This is a genomic window from Streptomyces sp. NPDC020192 (assembly GCF_044388685.1).
Taxonomy (GTDB): Bacteria; Actinomycetota; Actinomycetes; order Streptomycetales; family Streptomycetaceae; genus Streptomyces.
This window is the reverse complement of sequence record NZ_JBIRXG010000001.1, coordinates 334,734-349,123: the sequence shown is the minus strand read 5'-3', so window position 1 is coordinate 349,123 and position 14,390 is coordinate 334,734. Positions and strand designations below refer to the sequence as shown.

The following is a 14,390-nucleotide window of genomic DNA, read 5'->3' as shown; positions in this document are numbered from 1 at the left end:
TACTCTCGGATCATGACGCGCAACATCGTGATCAGTGGTGGTGGTACGGGCATCGGGCTGGCGACCGCTCAGGCGTTCGCGGCGGACGGGGACCAGGTGCTGCTGCTCGGGCGGCGGGCCGAGGTGCTGGAGAAGGCCGGGGTGCCCGGGGCGCTCACCTGTGCGGCGGACCTCGCCGAGCCCGACCAGGTCCGCCGGGTGGCCCGGTTCGTGGCCGACGAGCTGGGCACGGTCGACGTTCTCGTGCACAGCGCGGGCGGCGCCGGCCAGCTGGAGCCGCCGTCCGGCAGCGACGACCCGCTGGACCGGGTGGCTCACAACTGGACCGTCAACTTCAGACAGAACGTCCTGACGGCCGCGCTCCTCACCGAGGCGCTGAAGAGCCGCCTCGCCGAGCCCGGCGGACGGGTGCTGTTCATCAGCTCCATCGCCGCCTACCGGGGCTCGGGCAGCGGCGCCTACGCGGCGGCCAAGGCCGGGCTGCATCCGTACGCGCACGACCTGGCCCGGGAGCTGGGCCCGCGCGGCATCACCGTGAACGTGGTCGCGCCGGGGTACGTGGAGGACACCGGGTTCTTCGGGGACACCATGGACGAGACCCGGCGGGCGCGGCTTATCGGTGACACGCTGACCGGACGCGCCGGGGAACCGGGAGACGTGGCGGCGACCCTGCACTGGCTGGCCTCGCCCGGCGCCGGGCACGTCACCTCACAGGTGATCCAGGTCAACGGAGGTGCGGAACGCGGGCACTGACGCGGCGCACCGGCACCGGCTGGCACCATGGCCTCATGAACATCGTGCTCTTTCATTCGACCTACGGTCTCAGGCCCGCGGTGCGCGAGGCCGCGGACCGGCTGCGCGCGGCGGGCCACGAGGTGTGGACGCCGGACCTCTTCGAGGGGCGCACGTTCGACACCGTCGAGGAGGGCATGGGGTACAAGGAGGAGATCGGCAAGGACGAGCTGCTGAAGCGGGCCGTGCTGGCGGCGGCGCCGTACTCCGAGCGCGGGCTCGTGTACGCGGGCTTCTCGCTCGGCGCCTCCATCGCCCAGACCCTGGCTCTCGGCGACGACAAGGCGCGCGGGCTGCTGCTCCTGCACGGCACGTCGGACATCGCCCCCAACGCGCAGGCGGACGAGCTGCCGGTGCAGCTGCACGTGGCCGAACCGGACCCGTTCGAGACGGACGACTGGCTGAGCGCCTGGTATCTCCAGATGGGCCGCACCGGCGCGGACGTGGAGATCTACCGGTACGCGGGCGCCGGGCACCTGTACACCGACCCCGGGCTGCCGGACTACGACGCCGAGGCCGCCGAGGCCACCTGGCGGGTGGCGCTCGGCTTCCTCGACAGCCTGGAGAACGCGTAGGGATCACGCGTGGGCGTACGTCCTACACGGGGTCGTAGGTGCGCTCGACCTTCTGGGTGCCGCTGCGGGTGCGGTACGAACGCTCCCACCTGGCGGTGGCGTTCGGGTCGGTGCGGTCGGACAGGACGTAGTAGTCCATCTGCGCATGGCCGGCGGTGATGTCCAGGACGCCGTAGCCGTGCCGGTCGGTGTCGACCCAGTGGACGTGCCGGTTGGCGGCCTCGATGAGCGGCGTGGCGACCGCGGAGACCGTGCCCTCGGGGACCTTGACGATGTCGTCGAGGTTGTCCGAGGTCACCGAGGTGATCACGAACTCGGTGGCCGCCGACGGCGACAGCGGATAGGTGCCCGCGTCCACCGGCACGTCGTTGGCCCAGGACATGTGGATGTCACCGGTCAGGAAGACGGTGTTGCCGATGGCGTTCGCGCGCAGGTGGTCCAGGAGCTCGCGGCGGTCGTGGGTGTAGCCGTCCCACTGGTCGGTGTTGACGCCTATGCCGTCCTGCGGCAGGCCGAGCAGCTTGGCGAGCGGCTTGAGGAGATCGGCGGTGAGGGAGCCGATGACGAAGGGGGCGATCATGACCGAGTTGCCGACCAGCCGCCACGTGGTGTCGGAGGCCTTCAACCCCGCCTTCAGCCAGTCGAGTTGGGCCCGGCCGGTGATGGTCCGGTTCGGGTCGTCCACCGAGCCGCTGCCCGCGGACGCCTGCTGGGAGCGGAAGGAGCGCAGGTCCAGCAGGGACAGATCGGCGAGCTTGCCGAAGCGCAGCCGCCGGTAGGTGGTGCCCTCGACGGCGGGGCGGACCGGCATCCACTCGAAGTAGGCCTGCTTGGCGGCCGCCTTGCGGGCGGTCCAGGTGCCCTCGGCGCCCTCGGTGTGGTTGACCGCGCCGCCCGACCAGGCGTTGTCGGCGAACTCGTGGTCGTCCCAGATCGCGATGACCGGCGCCTTCAGATGCAGGGCCTGCAGATCGGGGTCGGTCTTGTACTCGCCGTGCCGGATCCGGTAGTCGGTGAGCGTGATGATCTCGTGGGCGGGTGCGTGCGGGCGGACGACCGTGCCGCGGGCCGCGTACTCGCCGGACTTGTACTCGTAGATGTAGTCGCCGAGGTGCAGCCACGCGTCCAGGTCGCTGCGGGCGGCGAGGTGGCGGTAGGCGGTGAAGTAGCCGGCCTCCCAGTTGGCGCAGGTGACCACGCCGAAGCGCAGGCCGGGAACGGCCGCGTCCGCCGCCGGGGCGGTGCGGGTGCGGGCCACCGGGGAGTCGGTGCCGCCGGCCGAGAAGCGGAACCAGTAGTCGGTCGCCGGCTCCAGCCCGCGGATGTCGGCCTTCACGGTGTGGTCGGAGGCGGCGGTCGCGGTGACGGACCCCTTGGCGACGATGGCCGTCAGCGCCTTGTCCTTGGCGACGACCCAGCTCACCTCGGTGTCCGGGCCCACCCCGGAGCCGGGTACGGCGTCGGGGGTCGGGGTCACCCGGGTCCACAGCAGGATGCCGTCGGGCAGCGGGTCACCGGAGGCGACGCCGTGCAGGAAGGCGGGGGCCTGGTCGGCGGCGCGTGCCGGAAGGGAGGCGGCGAACGGGCCGGCCAGTACAACGGACGCCGCCGCGGCCTTGACGACCGTACGGCGGCGGGGCGAGAGGGAGGTGAGGCGCTCGGAGGCCGAAAATGATCTTTGTCGACTGGTCACGACCGGTCAGGTTACTGGCCGGTACGAACGCGAGAGCGGGCGAACTCCCAAAGTTCGCCCGCTCTTCACGGGAAGGCCGGATTCCGCAGGGCTGTCAGCGCTTGAGGGCCGCGTCGAGGGCCGTGTTGAAGTCGGCGACCGACATGGGCGGGTTCTTGCCGTCGGTGCCCGTCAGCGTCTTGCCGTCCATCTTCAGGGTCGGCGTGCCCTGTATGCCGTCCTTGTCGAAGATCTTGGACTCCTCCAGCGCCCACCGGTCGTAGGTGCCGTCCTTCACGGCCTTCTGGAACGCCGCGTTGCCCTTCAGGGCGGGCACCGTGTCGGCGATCTTGATCAGATAGGCGTCGTCCTTGAACTTGTCGTCGTTCTCGTCGGGGTGCCACTTCGCCGAGTACATCGCGGCCTTGTACTCGAGGAACGCCTCGGGGCTGACGTTGAGCGCGGCGCCCAGGGCGCTGAGCCCGTTCTTGGAACCCACACCGGGCAGGTTCTTGTCGAGGAAGGTGGCACCGACGTAGTGGAGCTGGAACTTGCCGTCGTCGATGTCCTTCTTCACGGTCGTGCCGACCGTCTGCTCGAACTGCGCGCAGACCGGGCAGCGCGGGTCCTCGTAGATGGTGAGGGTCTTCTTGGCAGTGCTCTTGCCGATGACGACGGTCGTGCCGTCCGAGCCCGTGGTGTTGGCCGGCTTCACGAGCGGCTTGTTCTTCGCGGCGTCCCATCCGGTCGGCTTGTTGGCCTGGACGACGGCGTAGCCGATGCCGCCGGCCGCGGCCAGCACGGCCACGACCGAGGCGGCGACGATGATCTGCCGCCTGGCCTTGTCGCGCTTGGCCTGCCGCTCGCGCTCCTCGCGCAGCCGCTCGCGGGCCGCTGTCTTCGACGCCTGGCTGTTCCGCTTGCTCATGTTGGTGATCTCCATGTGGGACGCGCACATGCCGTACGCGGGATACGTGTGGGGGACTCGATGTGCTCAGATGCCGCCGCGCACCAGCCGTTCAGGCTGTGGCGAGGGCGGGGGAGCACGGCGGTCCACGCCGTCCCAGGGAGTGCACGAGAAGCCGGTCGCGGGCGGCGAACCGGCGCGGAGCCGGGCGCGGCAGCCGGCGGGCCGGAGCCGGCCGTACGGTGACCGAGGCCACCGCCAGCAGCAGCGGCCGGAAGGTGGTGGTGGCGACCGCGCGCAGCAGCTGCACCAGCGCCCGCTCGCCCCGGCGCAGCCAGGCGGCGGCCAGCAGACCCACGCCGACGTGCGCGGCGAGCAGCAGCCAGGCGGCCGCGGGACTCGCGTGCGCGAGGAGCGCCTCCGGGCGGCCCTCGGCGCCGGTCATCCGGGCGAGCGGGGTGCCGACGGCGCCGCCCTGGCACAGCACGTCGAAGCCGAAGGCGCGCAGCGGGCCCGCGACCGGGCCGCCCGCCCGGCCGTAGCAGGCGTGCTGGCCCGTGGTGAACACCGTGTCGGAGGCCAGCTCCAGCGGGATCAGCAGGGTCGCGATCCGGCCGAAGCCGCGCTCGCGGCCCGCCAGCGCGTACGCGGCGGCGAACACCCCGGCGCAGACCGCCAGCACCGTTCCCGCAGGCAGCGGGGCGCGGGACAGCAGCACGTGCGACGCGGTGCTGAGCGTCACGACGAAGGCCGTGAACAGCGCCGCGCGCACGGCTCTGAGCTGGGTCCCGGATATGTCCATAGCGAGAGAAGAGTCTGTCACGTACGCGAGTAAGGGACCCCTAAAGAGTGCCTGTGAGTGCGCGAAGGTTACAGCCCCGGAATCCGGCCGTTGCGGAACAGGTCGACGAAGATCTGGTGGTCGGCACGCGCGCGTGCGCCGTAACCGTGCGCGAAGTCCACCAGGAGCGGCGCGAAGCCCTCCTCGTCGGCCGCGAGCGCCGCGTCGATGGCCCGCTCGGTGGAGAACGGCACCAGGGACTCGCCGGAGGTGGCGTCCGCCGCCGCGTGCATCGCCGCCGTGGCCCGGCCCAGGTCGGCGGCCACCTGCGCGATCTCCTCGGGGTCGTCGATGTCGCTCCAGTCGAGGTCGACGGCGTACGGCGAGACCTCGGCGACCAGCTGGCCCGTGCCGTCCAGCTCGGTCCAGCCCAGCCACGGGTCGGCGTGCGCCTGCAGGGCGCGCTGGGAGATCACCGTGCGATGACCCTCGTGCTGGAAGTACCCGGCGATGGCCGGATCCGTGATGTGCCGGGAGACGGCCGGGGTCTGGGCCTGCTTGACGTAGATCACCACGTCGTTCTCCAGGGCGTCGCTGTGGCCCTCCAGCAGGATGTTGTACGACGGCAGGCCGGCCGACCCTATGCCGATGCCGCGGCGGCCGACGACGTCCTTCACGCGGTAGGAGTCCGGGCGGGCCAGGGAGGAGTCCGGCAGCGTCTCCAGATAGCCGTCGAAGGCCGCCAGCACCTTGTAGCGGGTCGCCGCGTCCAGCTCGATGGAGCCGCCGCCCGGCGCGAAGCGGCGCTCGAAGTCGCGGATCTCGGTCATCGACTCCAGCAGCCCGAAACGCGTCGAGGAGCGGGCGTCACGCAGCGCGTCCAGGAGCGGACCCTCCGCGGTGTCCAGCGTGAACGGCGGCACCTCGTCGCTCTTGGCGCCCGTGGCCAGGGCGTGGATGCGCTCGCGGTACGCGCCCGCGTAGATCCGCACCAGCTCGGTGATCTGCTCGTCACTCAGCGCCTTCGCGTACCCGATGAGCGCGACCGAGGCCGAGAAGCGCTTCAGGTCCCAGGTGAAGGGGCCGACGTAGGCCTCGTCGAAGTCGTTGACGTTGAAGACCAGGCGGCCGCTCGCGTCCATGTACGTGCCGAAGTTCTCTGCGTGCAGGTCGCCGTGGATCCACACGCGCGAGGTGCGGTCGTCCAGAAATGGACCACCGCGCTTCTCTGTGTCGAGGTCGTGGTAGAAGAGGCACGCCGTGCCCCGGTAGAACGCGAACGCCGAGGCCGCCATCTTCCGGAACTTCACCCGGAACGCGGCCGGGTCGGCGGCCAGGAGCCGGCCGAAGGCGGTGTCGAAGACGGCGAGGATCTCCTCGCCGCGCTGCTCGTCGTTGAGCTGGGGTGCCGACATCGCGGGGTGCCTCCTGGTGCGTTACGTGTACGACAGCGTTTCCGCCGTACTCAACGGGCGACGCCACGCGGGAGTGCCCGGTTCCCGCATGAAGGTACGTCCGGACCGCCCGTGAGTGTCAGTGGCGAGGCATAGACTTCCCGCTGACCCCAGAACTGTTCGTCCGCCCCATGCCCAGTGTTTTCCGTTGGAGGCCATACCGTGTCAAAGCCGCCCTTCACGCACCTGCACGTCCACACCCAGTACTCGCTGCTGGACGGTGCCGCGCGGCTCAAGGACATGTTCAACGCCTGCAACGAGATGGGCATGACGCACATCGCCATGTCCGACCACGGCAACCTCCACGGGGCGTACGACTTCTTCCATTCCGCGAAGAAGGCCGGAATCACGCCGATCATCGGGATCGAGGCCTACGTCGCCCCCGAGTCCCGGCGCAACAAGCGCAAGATCCAGTGGGGCCAGCCGCACCAGAAGCGGGACGACGTCTCCGGCTCCGGTGGTTACACCCACAAGACGATGTGGGCCGTGAACAGCACGGGTCTGCACAACCTCTTCCGGCTCTCCTCGGACGCGTACGCCGAGGGCTGGCTGCAGAAGTGGCCCCGGATGGACAAGGAGACGATCTCCCAGTGGTCCGAGGGCATCGTCGCCTCCACCGGCTGCCCCTCGGGCGAGCTCCAGACGCGGCTGCGTCTCGGGCAGTACGACGAGGCACTGAAGGCCGCCGCCGACTACCAGGACATCTTCGGCAAGGACCGCTACTTCCTGGAGCTGATGGACCACGGCATCGACATCGAGCACCGGGTACGCGACGGCCTGCTGGAGATCGGCAAGAAGCTCGGCATCCCGCCGCTGGTGACGAACGACTCGCACTACACGTACGCGCACGAGGCGACCGCCCACGACGCCCTGCTGTGCATCCAGACCGGCAAGAACCTCTCCGACCCGGACCGCTTCAAGTTCGACGGCACCGGCTACTACCTGAAGTCCACGGACGAGATGTACGCCATCGACTCCTCGGACGCCTGGCAGGAGGGCTGCGCCAACACGCTCCTCATCGCCGAGATGGTCGACACCACCGGCATGTTCGAGGCCAAGAACCTCATGCCGAAGTTCGACATCCCGGAGGGCTACACCGAGGTCTCCTGGTTCAAGGAGGAGGTCCGCCGGGGCATGGACCGCCGTTTCCCCGGCGGCGTCCCGGACGACCGGCAGAAGCAGGTCGAGTACGAGATGGACGTCATCATCCAGATGGGGTTCCCGGGCTACTTCCTCGTGGTCGCCGACTTCATCATGTGGGCCAAGAACAACGGCATCGCGGTGGGCCCCGGCCGAGGCTCCGCGGCCGGCTCGATCGTCGCCTACGCCATGGGCATCACCGACCTCGACCCGATCCCGCACGGCCTGATCTTCGAGCGGTTCCTCAACCCCGAGCGCGTCTCCATGCCCGACGTCGACATCGACTTCGACGAGCGCAGGCGCGTCGAGGTGATCAGGTACGTGACCGAGAAGTACGGCGCCGACAAGGTCGCCATGATCGGTACCTACGGCAAGATCAAGGCCAAGAACGCGATCAAGGACTCCGCGCGCGTGCTGGGCTACCCGTACGCGATGGGCGACCGCATCACCAAGGCCATGCCCGCCGACGTCCTCGGCAAGGGCATCGACCTGGACGGCATCACCAACTCCGCGCACCCCCGCTACAACGAGGCGGGCGAGGTCCGGGCGATGTACGAGAACGAACCGGACGTGAAGAAGGTCATCGACACCGCCAAGGGCGTCGAGGGCCTGGTCCGGCAGATGGGTGTGCACGCCGCCGGCGTGATCATGTCCAGCGAGACCATCACCGAGCACGTCCCGGTGTGGGTGAGGCACACGGACGGCGTGACCATCACGCAGTGGGACTATCCGAGCTGTGAGTCGCTCGGCCTGCTGAAGATGGACTTCCTGGGCCTGCGCAACCTCACGATCATGGACGACGCCGTCAAGATGGTGAAGTCCAACAAGGGCGTCGACATCGACCTCCTGGCTCTCCCGCTGGACGACCCGACGACCTTCGAACTGCTCCAGCGCGGCGACACGCTCGGCGTCTTCCAGTTCGACGGCGGCCCCATGCGCTCGCTGCTGCGCCTGATGAAGCCGGACAACTTCGAAGACATCTCCGCCGTGTCGGCCCTGTACCGCCCGGGCCCGATGGGCATGGACTCGCACACGAACTACGCGCTGCGCAAGAACAAGCTCCAGGAGATCACCCCGATCCACAAGGAGCTGGAGGAGCCCCTCGAGGAGGTCCTGGCCGTCACCTACGGCCTGATCGTCTACCAGGAGCAGGTGCAGAAGGCCGCTCAGATCATCGCCGGTTACTCGCTCGGCGAGGCCGACATCCTCCGGCGGGTGATGGGCAAGAAGAAGCCCGACGAACTCGCCAAGAACTTCACGATCTTCCAGGCCGGCGCCCAGAAGAACGGCTACAGCGACGAGGCCATCCAGGCCCTGTGGGACGTGCTGGTCCCGTTCGCCGGCTACGCCTTCAACAAGGCGCACTCGGCCGCGTACGGCCTGGTCTCCTACTGGACCGCGTACCTCAAGGCCAACCACCCCGCCGAGTACATGGCCGCCCTGCTGACGTCCGTCAAGGACGACAAGGACAAGTCGGCGATCTACCTCAACGAATGCCGCCGCATGGGCATCAAGGTGCTCCCGCCGAACGTCAACGAGTCGGTGCACAACTTCGCGGCGCAGGGCGACGACGTGATCCTGTTCGGCCTGGAGGCCGTCCGCAACGTCGGTACGAACGTGGTCGAGTCGATCATCAAGAGCCGCAAGGCCAAGGGCAAGTACGCCTCCTTCCCCGACTACCTCGACAAGGTGGAGGCGGTCGCCTGCAACAAGCGCACCACCGAGTCGTTGATCAAGGCGGGCGCCTTCGACACCCTGGGTCACACCCGCAAGGGGCTGACGGCCCAGTACGAGCCGATGATCGACAACGTGGTCGCGGTCAAGCGCAAGGAGGCCGAGGGGCAGTTCGACCTCTTCGGCGGCATGGGCGAGGAGGAGAGCAGCGAGCCCGGCTTCGGCCTCGACGTGCAGTTCACCGACGACGAGTGGGACAAGACCTATCTGCTCGCCCAGGAGCGGGAGATGCTCGGTCTGTACGTCTCCGACCACCCGCTCTTCGGCCTGGAGCACGTGCTGTCCGACAAGGCGGACGCCGGCATCGCCCAGCTCACCGGCGGTGAGCACGCGGACGGCGCGGTCGTCACCATCGGCGGCATCATCTCGGGCCTGCAGCGCAAGATGACCAAGCAGGGCAACGCCTGGGCGATCGCCACCGTCGAGGACCTCGCCGGCTCCATCGAGTGCATGTTCTTCCCGGCGACCTACCAGCTGGTGTCGACCCAACTCGTCGAGGACGCCGTGGTGTTCGTCAAGGGCCGCCTCGACAAGCGCGAGGACGTGCCCCGGCTCGTCGCCATGGAGCTGATGGTCCCGGACCTCTCCAACGCGGGCACCAACGCGCCGGTGATCCTCACCATCCCGGCCACCAGGGTCACCCCGCCCATGGTCAGCCGCCTCGGCGAGATCCTCAGCCATCACAAGGGTGACAGCGAGGTCCGGATCAAGCTCCAGGGCCCGCGCAAGACGACCGTGCTGCGCCTGGACCGGCACCGGGTCAAGCCCGACCCGGCGCTCTTCGGCGACCTGAAGGTGCTGCTCGGCCCGTCCTGCCTGGCGGGCTAGTGGGCGGAGACATGCAAGGGGCGCACCCGAAGTGGGGTGCGCCCCTCGTCATGTGTCTGGGCTCAATCGCCCTTCATGCGGATGTCAGTTGTGGCCGAAGCGCTTCCCCTTGTTCTTGCGTGCCACGTCCGCGGGCGTCGACATGTGGGAGATCCGCTGCTCCGCCTGCTGCTCCAGGGAGGAGTGCGGGGCCTGCTCCTGGCTGCGCTCGGGCTGCGGCTGCTTACGGTCCTGCTTCTTGTTCTTGGCCATGGGGATCTGCCTCCTGTGGGGGATCTAGGGGCCAGGGCCGGAATCAGATTCACATAAGCCGACATCGGGCGCATGTCGGATAATTACCGTGTGTGACAGGGCGGGTGGGGGCGCGCGCACCGCAAACGCCACGCCGAAGATCCAGTTCCGGCCGTTAACCTCCGCGTGGTCGGGCAGACTCGAAGGAAGTCACTGAGCAAAGCCTCCCGGGAAGAGGGTGAGTCGCGTGGACCGCTGCATCGTCCTGGTGGACGCCGGATATCTGCTGGGCGCGGCCGCCAGCCTCCTCGCCGGTGAGCCCTCGCGGTCCCGGATCACCGTGGACCACACGGCGCTGATCCAGGGGCTGCGCGACCGCGCGGAGGCCGAGACCGAGCGCCCGCTGCTGCGCATCTACTGGTTCGACGGCGCCCCCGACCGGGTCCCCCAGCCGGAGCATCGCCGGCTGCGCGTGATGCCCCGGGTCACCGTCCGGCTCGGCGCCCTCACCCGCAGCGACGGACGCTGGGCGCAGAAGGGCGTGGACGCGGCCATGCACGCCGAACTGACCGAGCTGGCCCGCAACCGCGCCTGCTCCGACGTCGTCCTCGTCACCGGCGACGGCGACCTGCTGCCCGGCATGATGGCCGCCAAGGAGCACGGTGTCGCCGTCCACCTGTGGGCCGTACAGGCCGCCGACGGTGACTACAACCAGTCCGAGGACCTGGTCGCCGAGGCCGACGAGCGGCGCGTGCTGGACCGGGCCTGGATCACCCAGGCCGTCCGGGCCAAGGAGCTGACCGGCGTCTGCGCTCCGCCGCCCGCGCCCCGGCCCGAGATCGCCGCGATCCTCTCCGCGCCGCTGCCCGAGTCCGCGCTCGCCGCGGCGGCCGAACGCCCGGCCGAGCAGGGCGCGCACACACCGGCCGCCGCCGCGTCGGCCAACGGCACCCAGGAGCGGACCGCCGCACCCAAGGGTGTACCCACCCCCAAGGACCTCGCCGCCCTGCGCGCCCCCGGCGCCCAGCCCGTCCAGCACCCCGCGACCGCCACCCTGCGCTGGTCCTCCGACAAGGGCTGGGTGGACCGCCCCGGTGTGGTCCCCGAGCCGCCCGAGGCCGCCGCCATGCCGACGCTGGCCCAGCTCACCACGGCCGAGCAGCGCTGGGCCGACCGGGAGGAGGACATCACCACCGTCGGCGGCGACCCGTACGAGGTGGGCCAGGTCTTCGCCCGGCGCTGGATCTCCCGGCTCGGCGACCAGAGCCATCTGCAGAAGCTGTCGCAGATGTACCCGCGCGTCCCGCACCGCATCGACGGGGAGCTGCTGCGCTACGCGGCCCGGTTCGGTCTGCTCGCCCACAAGGACGACCAGATCGACGAGCACGACCGTTACGCCATCCGGGCGGGCTTCTGGCGGGAGATCGACGTACCCGCGGGGACGGAGCCCGCGCCCGCCGCAGGACCGAACCCGGGTGGAACCCCCGTAGGCGGCCCCAAAGGCGAGTAAAGGCCCCGGACCCCGTACCCTCGTCCCTTGTGAACACGCGCGCGGTACCGGCCCTTCGGCATGACGAGGTCGTACGCGTGCGCGGGCTCGCCAAGACCTATCCGGCCGTCAGGGGACGGCGCGGCGCCCCCGGCACGCCCGAGGTGCGGGCCACCGACGGGGTCGAGCTGACGGTCCGGCGCGGCGAGGTCTTCGGGCTGCTCGGGCCGAACGGCGCCGGCAAGTCCACCCTCGTACGACAGCTCACCGGGCTGCTGCGGCCGGACAACGGCAGCGTCGAGATCCTCGGCCACGACATCGTGCGGCACCCCGAGCGCGCCGCGCGCCTGCTCGCCTACCTCGGCCAGGAGTCCTCCGCGCTGGACGAGCTGACCGTCTCCCTCGCCGCCGAGACCACCGGACGCCTGCGCGGCCTCGACGTACGGCGGGCACGGGCCGAGCGGGACGCCGTACTGGAGGAGCTGGGGCTCACGCCGATCGCCGGGCGGGCGCTGAAGAAGCTGTCCGGCGGGCAGCGGCGGCTCGCCTGTTTCGCCGCCGCCCTCGTCGGCGAGCGCCCGCTGCTCGTGCTGGACGAGCCGACCACCGGCATGGACCCGGTGGCCCGGCGCGCGGTGTGGGCGGCCGTCGACCGGCGGCGCGCCGAGTGCGGTACGACCGTGCTGCTGGTCACCCACAACGTCATCGAGGCCGAGACCGTGCTGGACCGGGTCGCCGTCCTCGACCAGGGCCGGGTCATCGCCTGTGACACCCCGGCCGGGCTGAAGGAGCAGGTCGCCGGCGAGGTGCGGGTCGAGCTGGTGTGGCGGGAGCGGGCGCCGCTGGAGGTGCCCGAGGTCGCCGTACTGCGCGAGCGCGCGGTGGAGGCCGGGCGGCGATGGACGCTGCGGCTCGCACCCGAGGAGGCCCGGGCCGCCGTCGCCACGGTGACCGGCGGGGCCGCCTTCGCCGCTCTGGACGACTTCACCCTCGCCACGCCCAGCCTGGAGGACGTCTATCTGGCGCTCGGCGGCGCGGCCCGGCAGGGGCTGGTGAAAGCGTGAGCGTACGGGCCGCGGAATGCGTATCGGTCGTGGGGGCGTATGTGACGGCCGCAGGGAAGAGGAGCAGCTCGACGTGAGTGTCGTACCCGCCGAGGTTCTGTCGGGCGGTGCCCCGGCCGTGCCCGAGACGGCACGGGAGACGGCCGAACTCGGGCCGTCCGCGCGGCTGTGGCCGTCGCTGGCGGCCGTGTACCGGGCGCAGCTGTCCCGGGCCCGGGTGGCGCGGATCCCGCTGCTGTTCGTGGCGACCTTCCAGTCCGTCGGCATCACGGTGATGATGCGCGGCGTCGTCGACAGCGGCAGTGAGGCCCAGTCCGTGGTGGCGGGGTCGTCGGTACTGGTCGTCGCGTATGTGGCGCTGAATCTGCTGGCGCAGTACTTCGGGCAGCTGCGGGCGAGTGGCGGGCTCGATCACTACGCCACGCTGCCCGTGCCGCCGGCCGCGGTGGTGCTCGGCGCGGCGGCCGCCTACGCCTCCTTCACCGTGCCCGGGACGCTGGTGACGGCCGTGTTCGGATGCGTGCTGTTCGGGCTGCCGCTGTCCAACCTGTGGGTCCTGCTCATCGTGATCCCGCTCGCCGGAGCCGCGCTGTCCGGGCTCGGCGCCGCCTGCGGACTGCTCGCGCCCCGGCCCGAGCTGGCCACCCTGCTCGGGCAGCTGGGCATGTCGGCGGCGCTGCTGCTCGGGGTGCTGCCGGCCGACCGGATGCCGGAGATCGTCCGGCTGGCGCGCGATCTGCTGCCGTCGACGTACGGCGTGGAGGCGTACGCCCGCACGTTCGGCGACCGTCCGGACTGGGCCGTCGTCCTCGCCGACCTGGGTGTGTGCGCCGGGGTCGGGGTGGTCTCGCTGGCCGTGGCGACCTGGGCGTATCGCAGGGCCGCCGTCCGGTGACGCGGCGCACAGCGCGACCTGGCACGATGTCAGGGTGACCGCACCGCTGACTCCGCCCCCGCCCCCGCACGACGACTCCGCGCACCAGGTCTGGCAGGCCCCGCCCGCCGGGGCGCCGGGCGTCGGCACGTACGAACAGGACGGCCCCGGGATGAAGACCGAGTTGCGGGAGGCCGCCGTGACCACGGTGGCCGTGGCGCTGGGCGGGGTGCTGCTGGGGCTGCTGTGGTGGTGGCTGGCACCGCACGTGCCGCTGGTCGGCGACCAGGTCGACAAGAGCTGGGTGGTCTACCTCAAGGACAGCGAGGGCGAGCAGGCCATCGGGGTGGACGGCACGTTCACCCTGCTGGCGCTGGGCTTCGGGCTGCTCAGCGGGCTGGCCGTGTTCCTGCTGCGGCGACGCGGGGGAGTGCCGCTCGTGGTGGGGCTGGGCGTCGGCGCGCTGCTCGGGTCGCTGCTCGCGTGGCGGCTCGGGGTGTGGCTCGGGCCCACCTCCGACGTGATCGCTCACGCGAAGCAGGTGGGCAAGGGAGTCACCTTCTCGGCGCCGCTGAAGCTCGGGGCGAAGGGCGCGCTGCTGGCGTGGCCGCTTTCCGGGGTGCTCGTGCATCTTGGGCTTACGGCGTTGTTCGGGCCCCGGGATCCTGAAGTGCCGTATCCGCAGGCGTCCTAGCCAGGGGGCTGCGCCCTCCTGGAACTCCGGGACGACATACGAAAGCCCCGCGCTCCACTGCGCGGGGCTTTCGTGCTCAGCCGGACGGGACCGTCTAGCTGGAGGTCTCTTTGCTGTGCACGATGTACTTGGCGTAGTAATAGCCGGAACGAAGA

The 14,390-nt window shown here is 70.5% G+C and carries 12 protein-coding genes; 7 read left to right on the top strand and 5 right to left on the bottom strand.

The genetic code is table 11. The features are described from left to right. The first annotated feature begins 12 nt into the window (after positions 1 to 12). Together ACH47Z_RS01655 and ACH47Z_RS01650 are read left to right on the top strand one after the other, a co-directional pair. Positions 13 to 753, top strand: coding sequence for an SDR family NAD(P)-dependent oxidoreductase (locus ACH47Z_RS01655; protein ID WP_399069346.1), 741 nt, complete (start codon positions 13 to 15; stop codon positions 751 to 753). Positions 754 to 788: 35 nt separating this feature from the next. Continuing rightward, positions 789 to 1,367: a dienelactone hydrolase family protein gene (locus ACH47Z_RS01650; RefSeq protein ID WP_399069344.1), complete on the top strand. Its 579-nt coding sequence runs from the start codon at positions 789 to 791 to the stop codon at positions 1,365 to 1,367. A gap of 22 nt (positions 1,368 to 1,389) precedes the next feature. On the opposite strand, the gene ACH47Z_RS01645 is transcribed toward ACH47Z_RS01650, so the two are convergent. The 4 genes from ACH47Z_RS01645 to ACH47Z_RS01630 form a co-directional block, all read right to left on the bottom strand. After that, on the bottom strand, positions 1,390 to 3,060 hold the full coding sequence (locus tag ACH47Z_RS01645; protein ID WP_399069342.1) for an alkaline phosphatase D family protein: 1,671 nt from the start codon (positions 3,058 to 3,060) through the stop codon (positions 1,390 to 1,392). Between the two features lie 94 nt (positions 3,061 to 3,154). Further along, on the bottom strand, positions 3,155 to 3,967 hold the full coding sequence (locus tag ACH47Z_RS01640) for a DsbA family protein (RefSeq protein WP_399069340.1): 813 nt from the start codon (positions 3,965 to 3,967) through the stop codon (positions 3,155 to 3,157). 91 nt (positions 3,968 to 4,058) lie between these two features. Then, a complete protein-coding gene (locus tag ACH47Z_RS01635) occupies positions 4,059 to 4,748 on the bottom strand; it encodes a hypothetical protein (RefSeq protein WP_399069338.1) in 690 nt (229 codons plus the stop codon). A 68-nt stretch (positions 4,749 to 4,816) separates the two neighbouring features. Beyond that, a complete protein-coding gene (locus tag ACH47Z_RS01630) occupies positions 4,817 to 6,142 on the bottom strand; it encodes a DUF2252 domain-containing protein (RefSeq protein ID WP_399069336.1) in 1,326 nt (441 codons plus the stop codon). Positions 6,143 to 6,343: 201 nt separating this feature from the next. Here ACH47Z_RS01630 and dnaE point away from each other — a divergent pair, with 201 nt between their 5' ends. After that, positions 6,344 to 9,883 (top strand): DNA polymerase III subunit alpha, encoded by a 3,540-nt coding sequence (dnaE, locus tag ACH47Z_RS01625; protein ID WP_399069334.1) that lies wholly within the window; start codon positions 6,344 to 6,346, stop codon positions 9,881 to 9,883. An 84-nt stretch (positions 9,884 to 9,967) separates the two neighbouring features. Here the strand turns inward: dnaE and ACH47Z_RS01620 are convergent, their stop codons facing one another. Then, the gene (locus ACH47Z_RS01620) at positions 9,968 to 10,135 is read right to left on the bottom strand and encodes a hypothetical protein (protein WP_399069331.1); all 168 of its coding nucleotides are present in this window, start codon (positions 10,133 to 10,135) and stop codon (positions 9,968 to 9,970) included. A 226-nt stretch (positions 10,136 to 10,361) separates the two neighbouring features. Here ACH47Z_RS01620 and ACH47Z_RS01615 point away from each other — a divergent pair, with 226 nt between their 5' ends. From ACH47Z_RS01615 to ACH47Z_RS01600, 4 genes are all read left to right on the top strand, one after another. Further along, positions 10,362 to 11,624, top strand: coding sequence for an NYN domain-containing protein (locus ACH47Z_RS01615; RefSeq protein ID WP_399069329.1), 1,263 nt, complete (start codon positions 10,362 to 10,364; stop codon positions 11,622 to 11,624). A 29-nt stretch (positions 11,625 to 11,653) separates the two neighbouring features. After that, on the top strand, positions 11,654 to 12,667 hold the full coding sequence (locus tag ACH47Z_RS01610) for an ABC transporter ATP-binding protein (protein WP_399069327.1): 1,014 nt from the start codon (positions 11,654 to 11,656) through the stop codon (positions 12,665 to 12,667). 73 nt (positions 12,668 to 12,740) lie between these two features. After that, positions 12,741 to 13,562 (top strand): ABC transporter permease, encoded by an 822-nt coding sequence (locus ACH47Z_RS01605; protein WP_399069325.1) that lies wholly within the window; start codon positions 12,741 to 12,743, stop codon positions 13,560 to 13,562. A gap of 34 nt (positions 13,563 to 13,596) precedes the next feature. Next, on the top strand, positions 13,597 to 14,235 hold the full coding sequence (locus ACH47Z_RS01600) for an AAA family ATPase (protein WP_399069323.1): 639 nt from the start codon (positions 13,597 to 13,599) through the stop codon (positions 14,233 to 14,235). Positions 14,236 to 14,390: the final 155 nt, after the last annotated feature.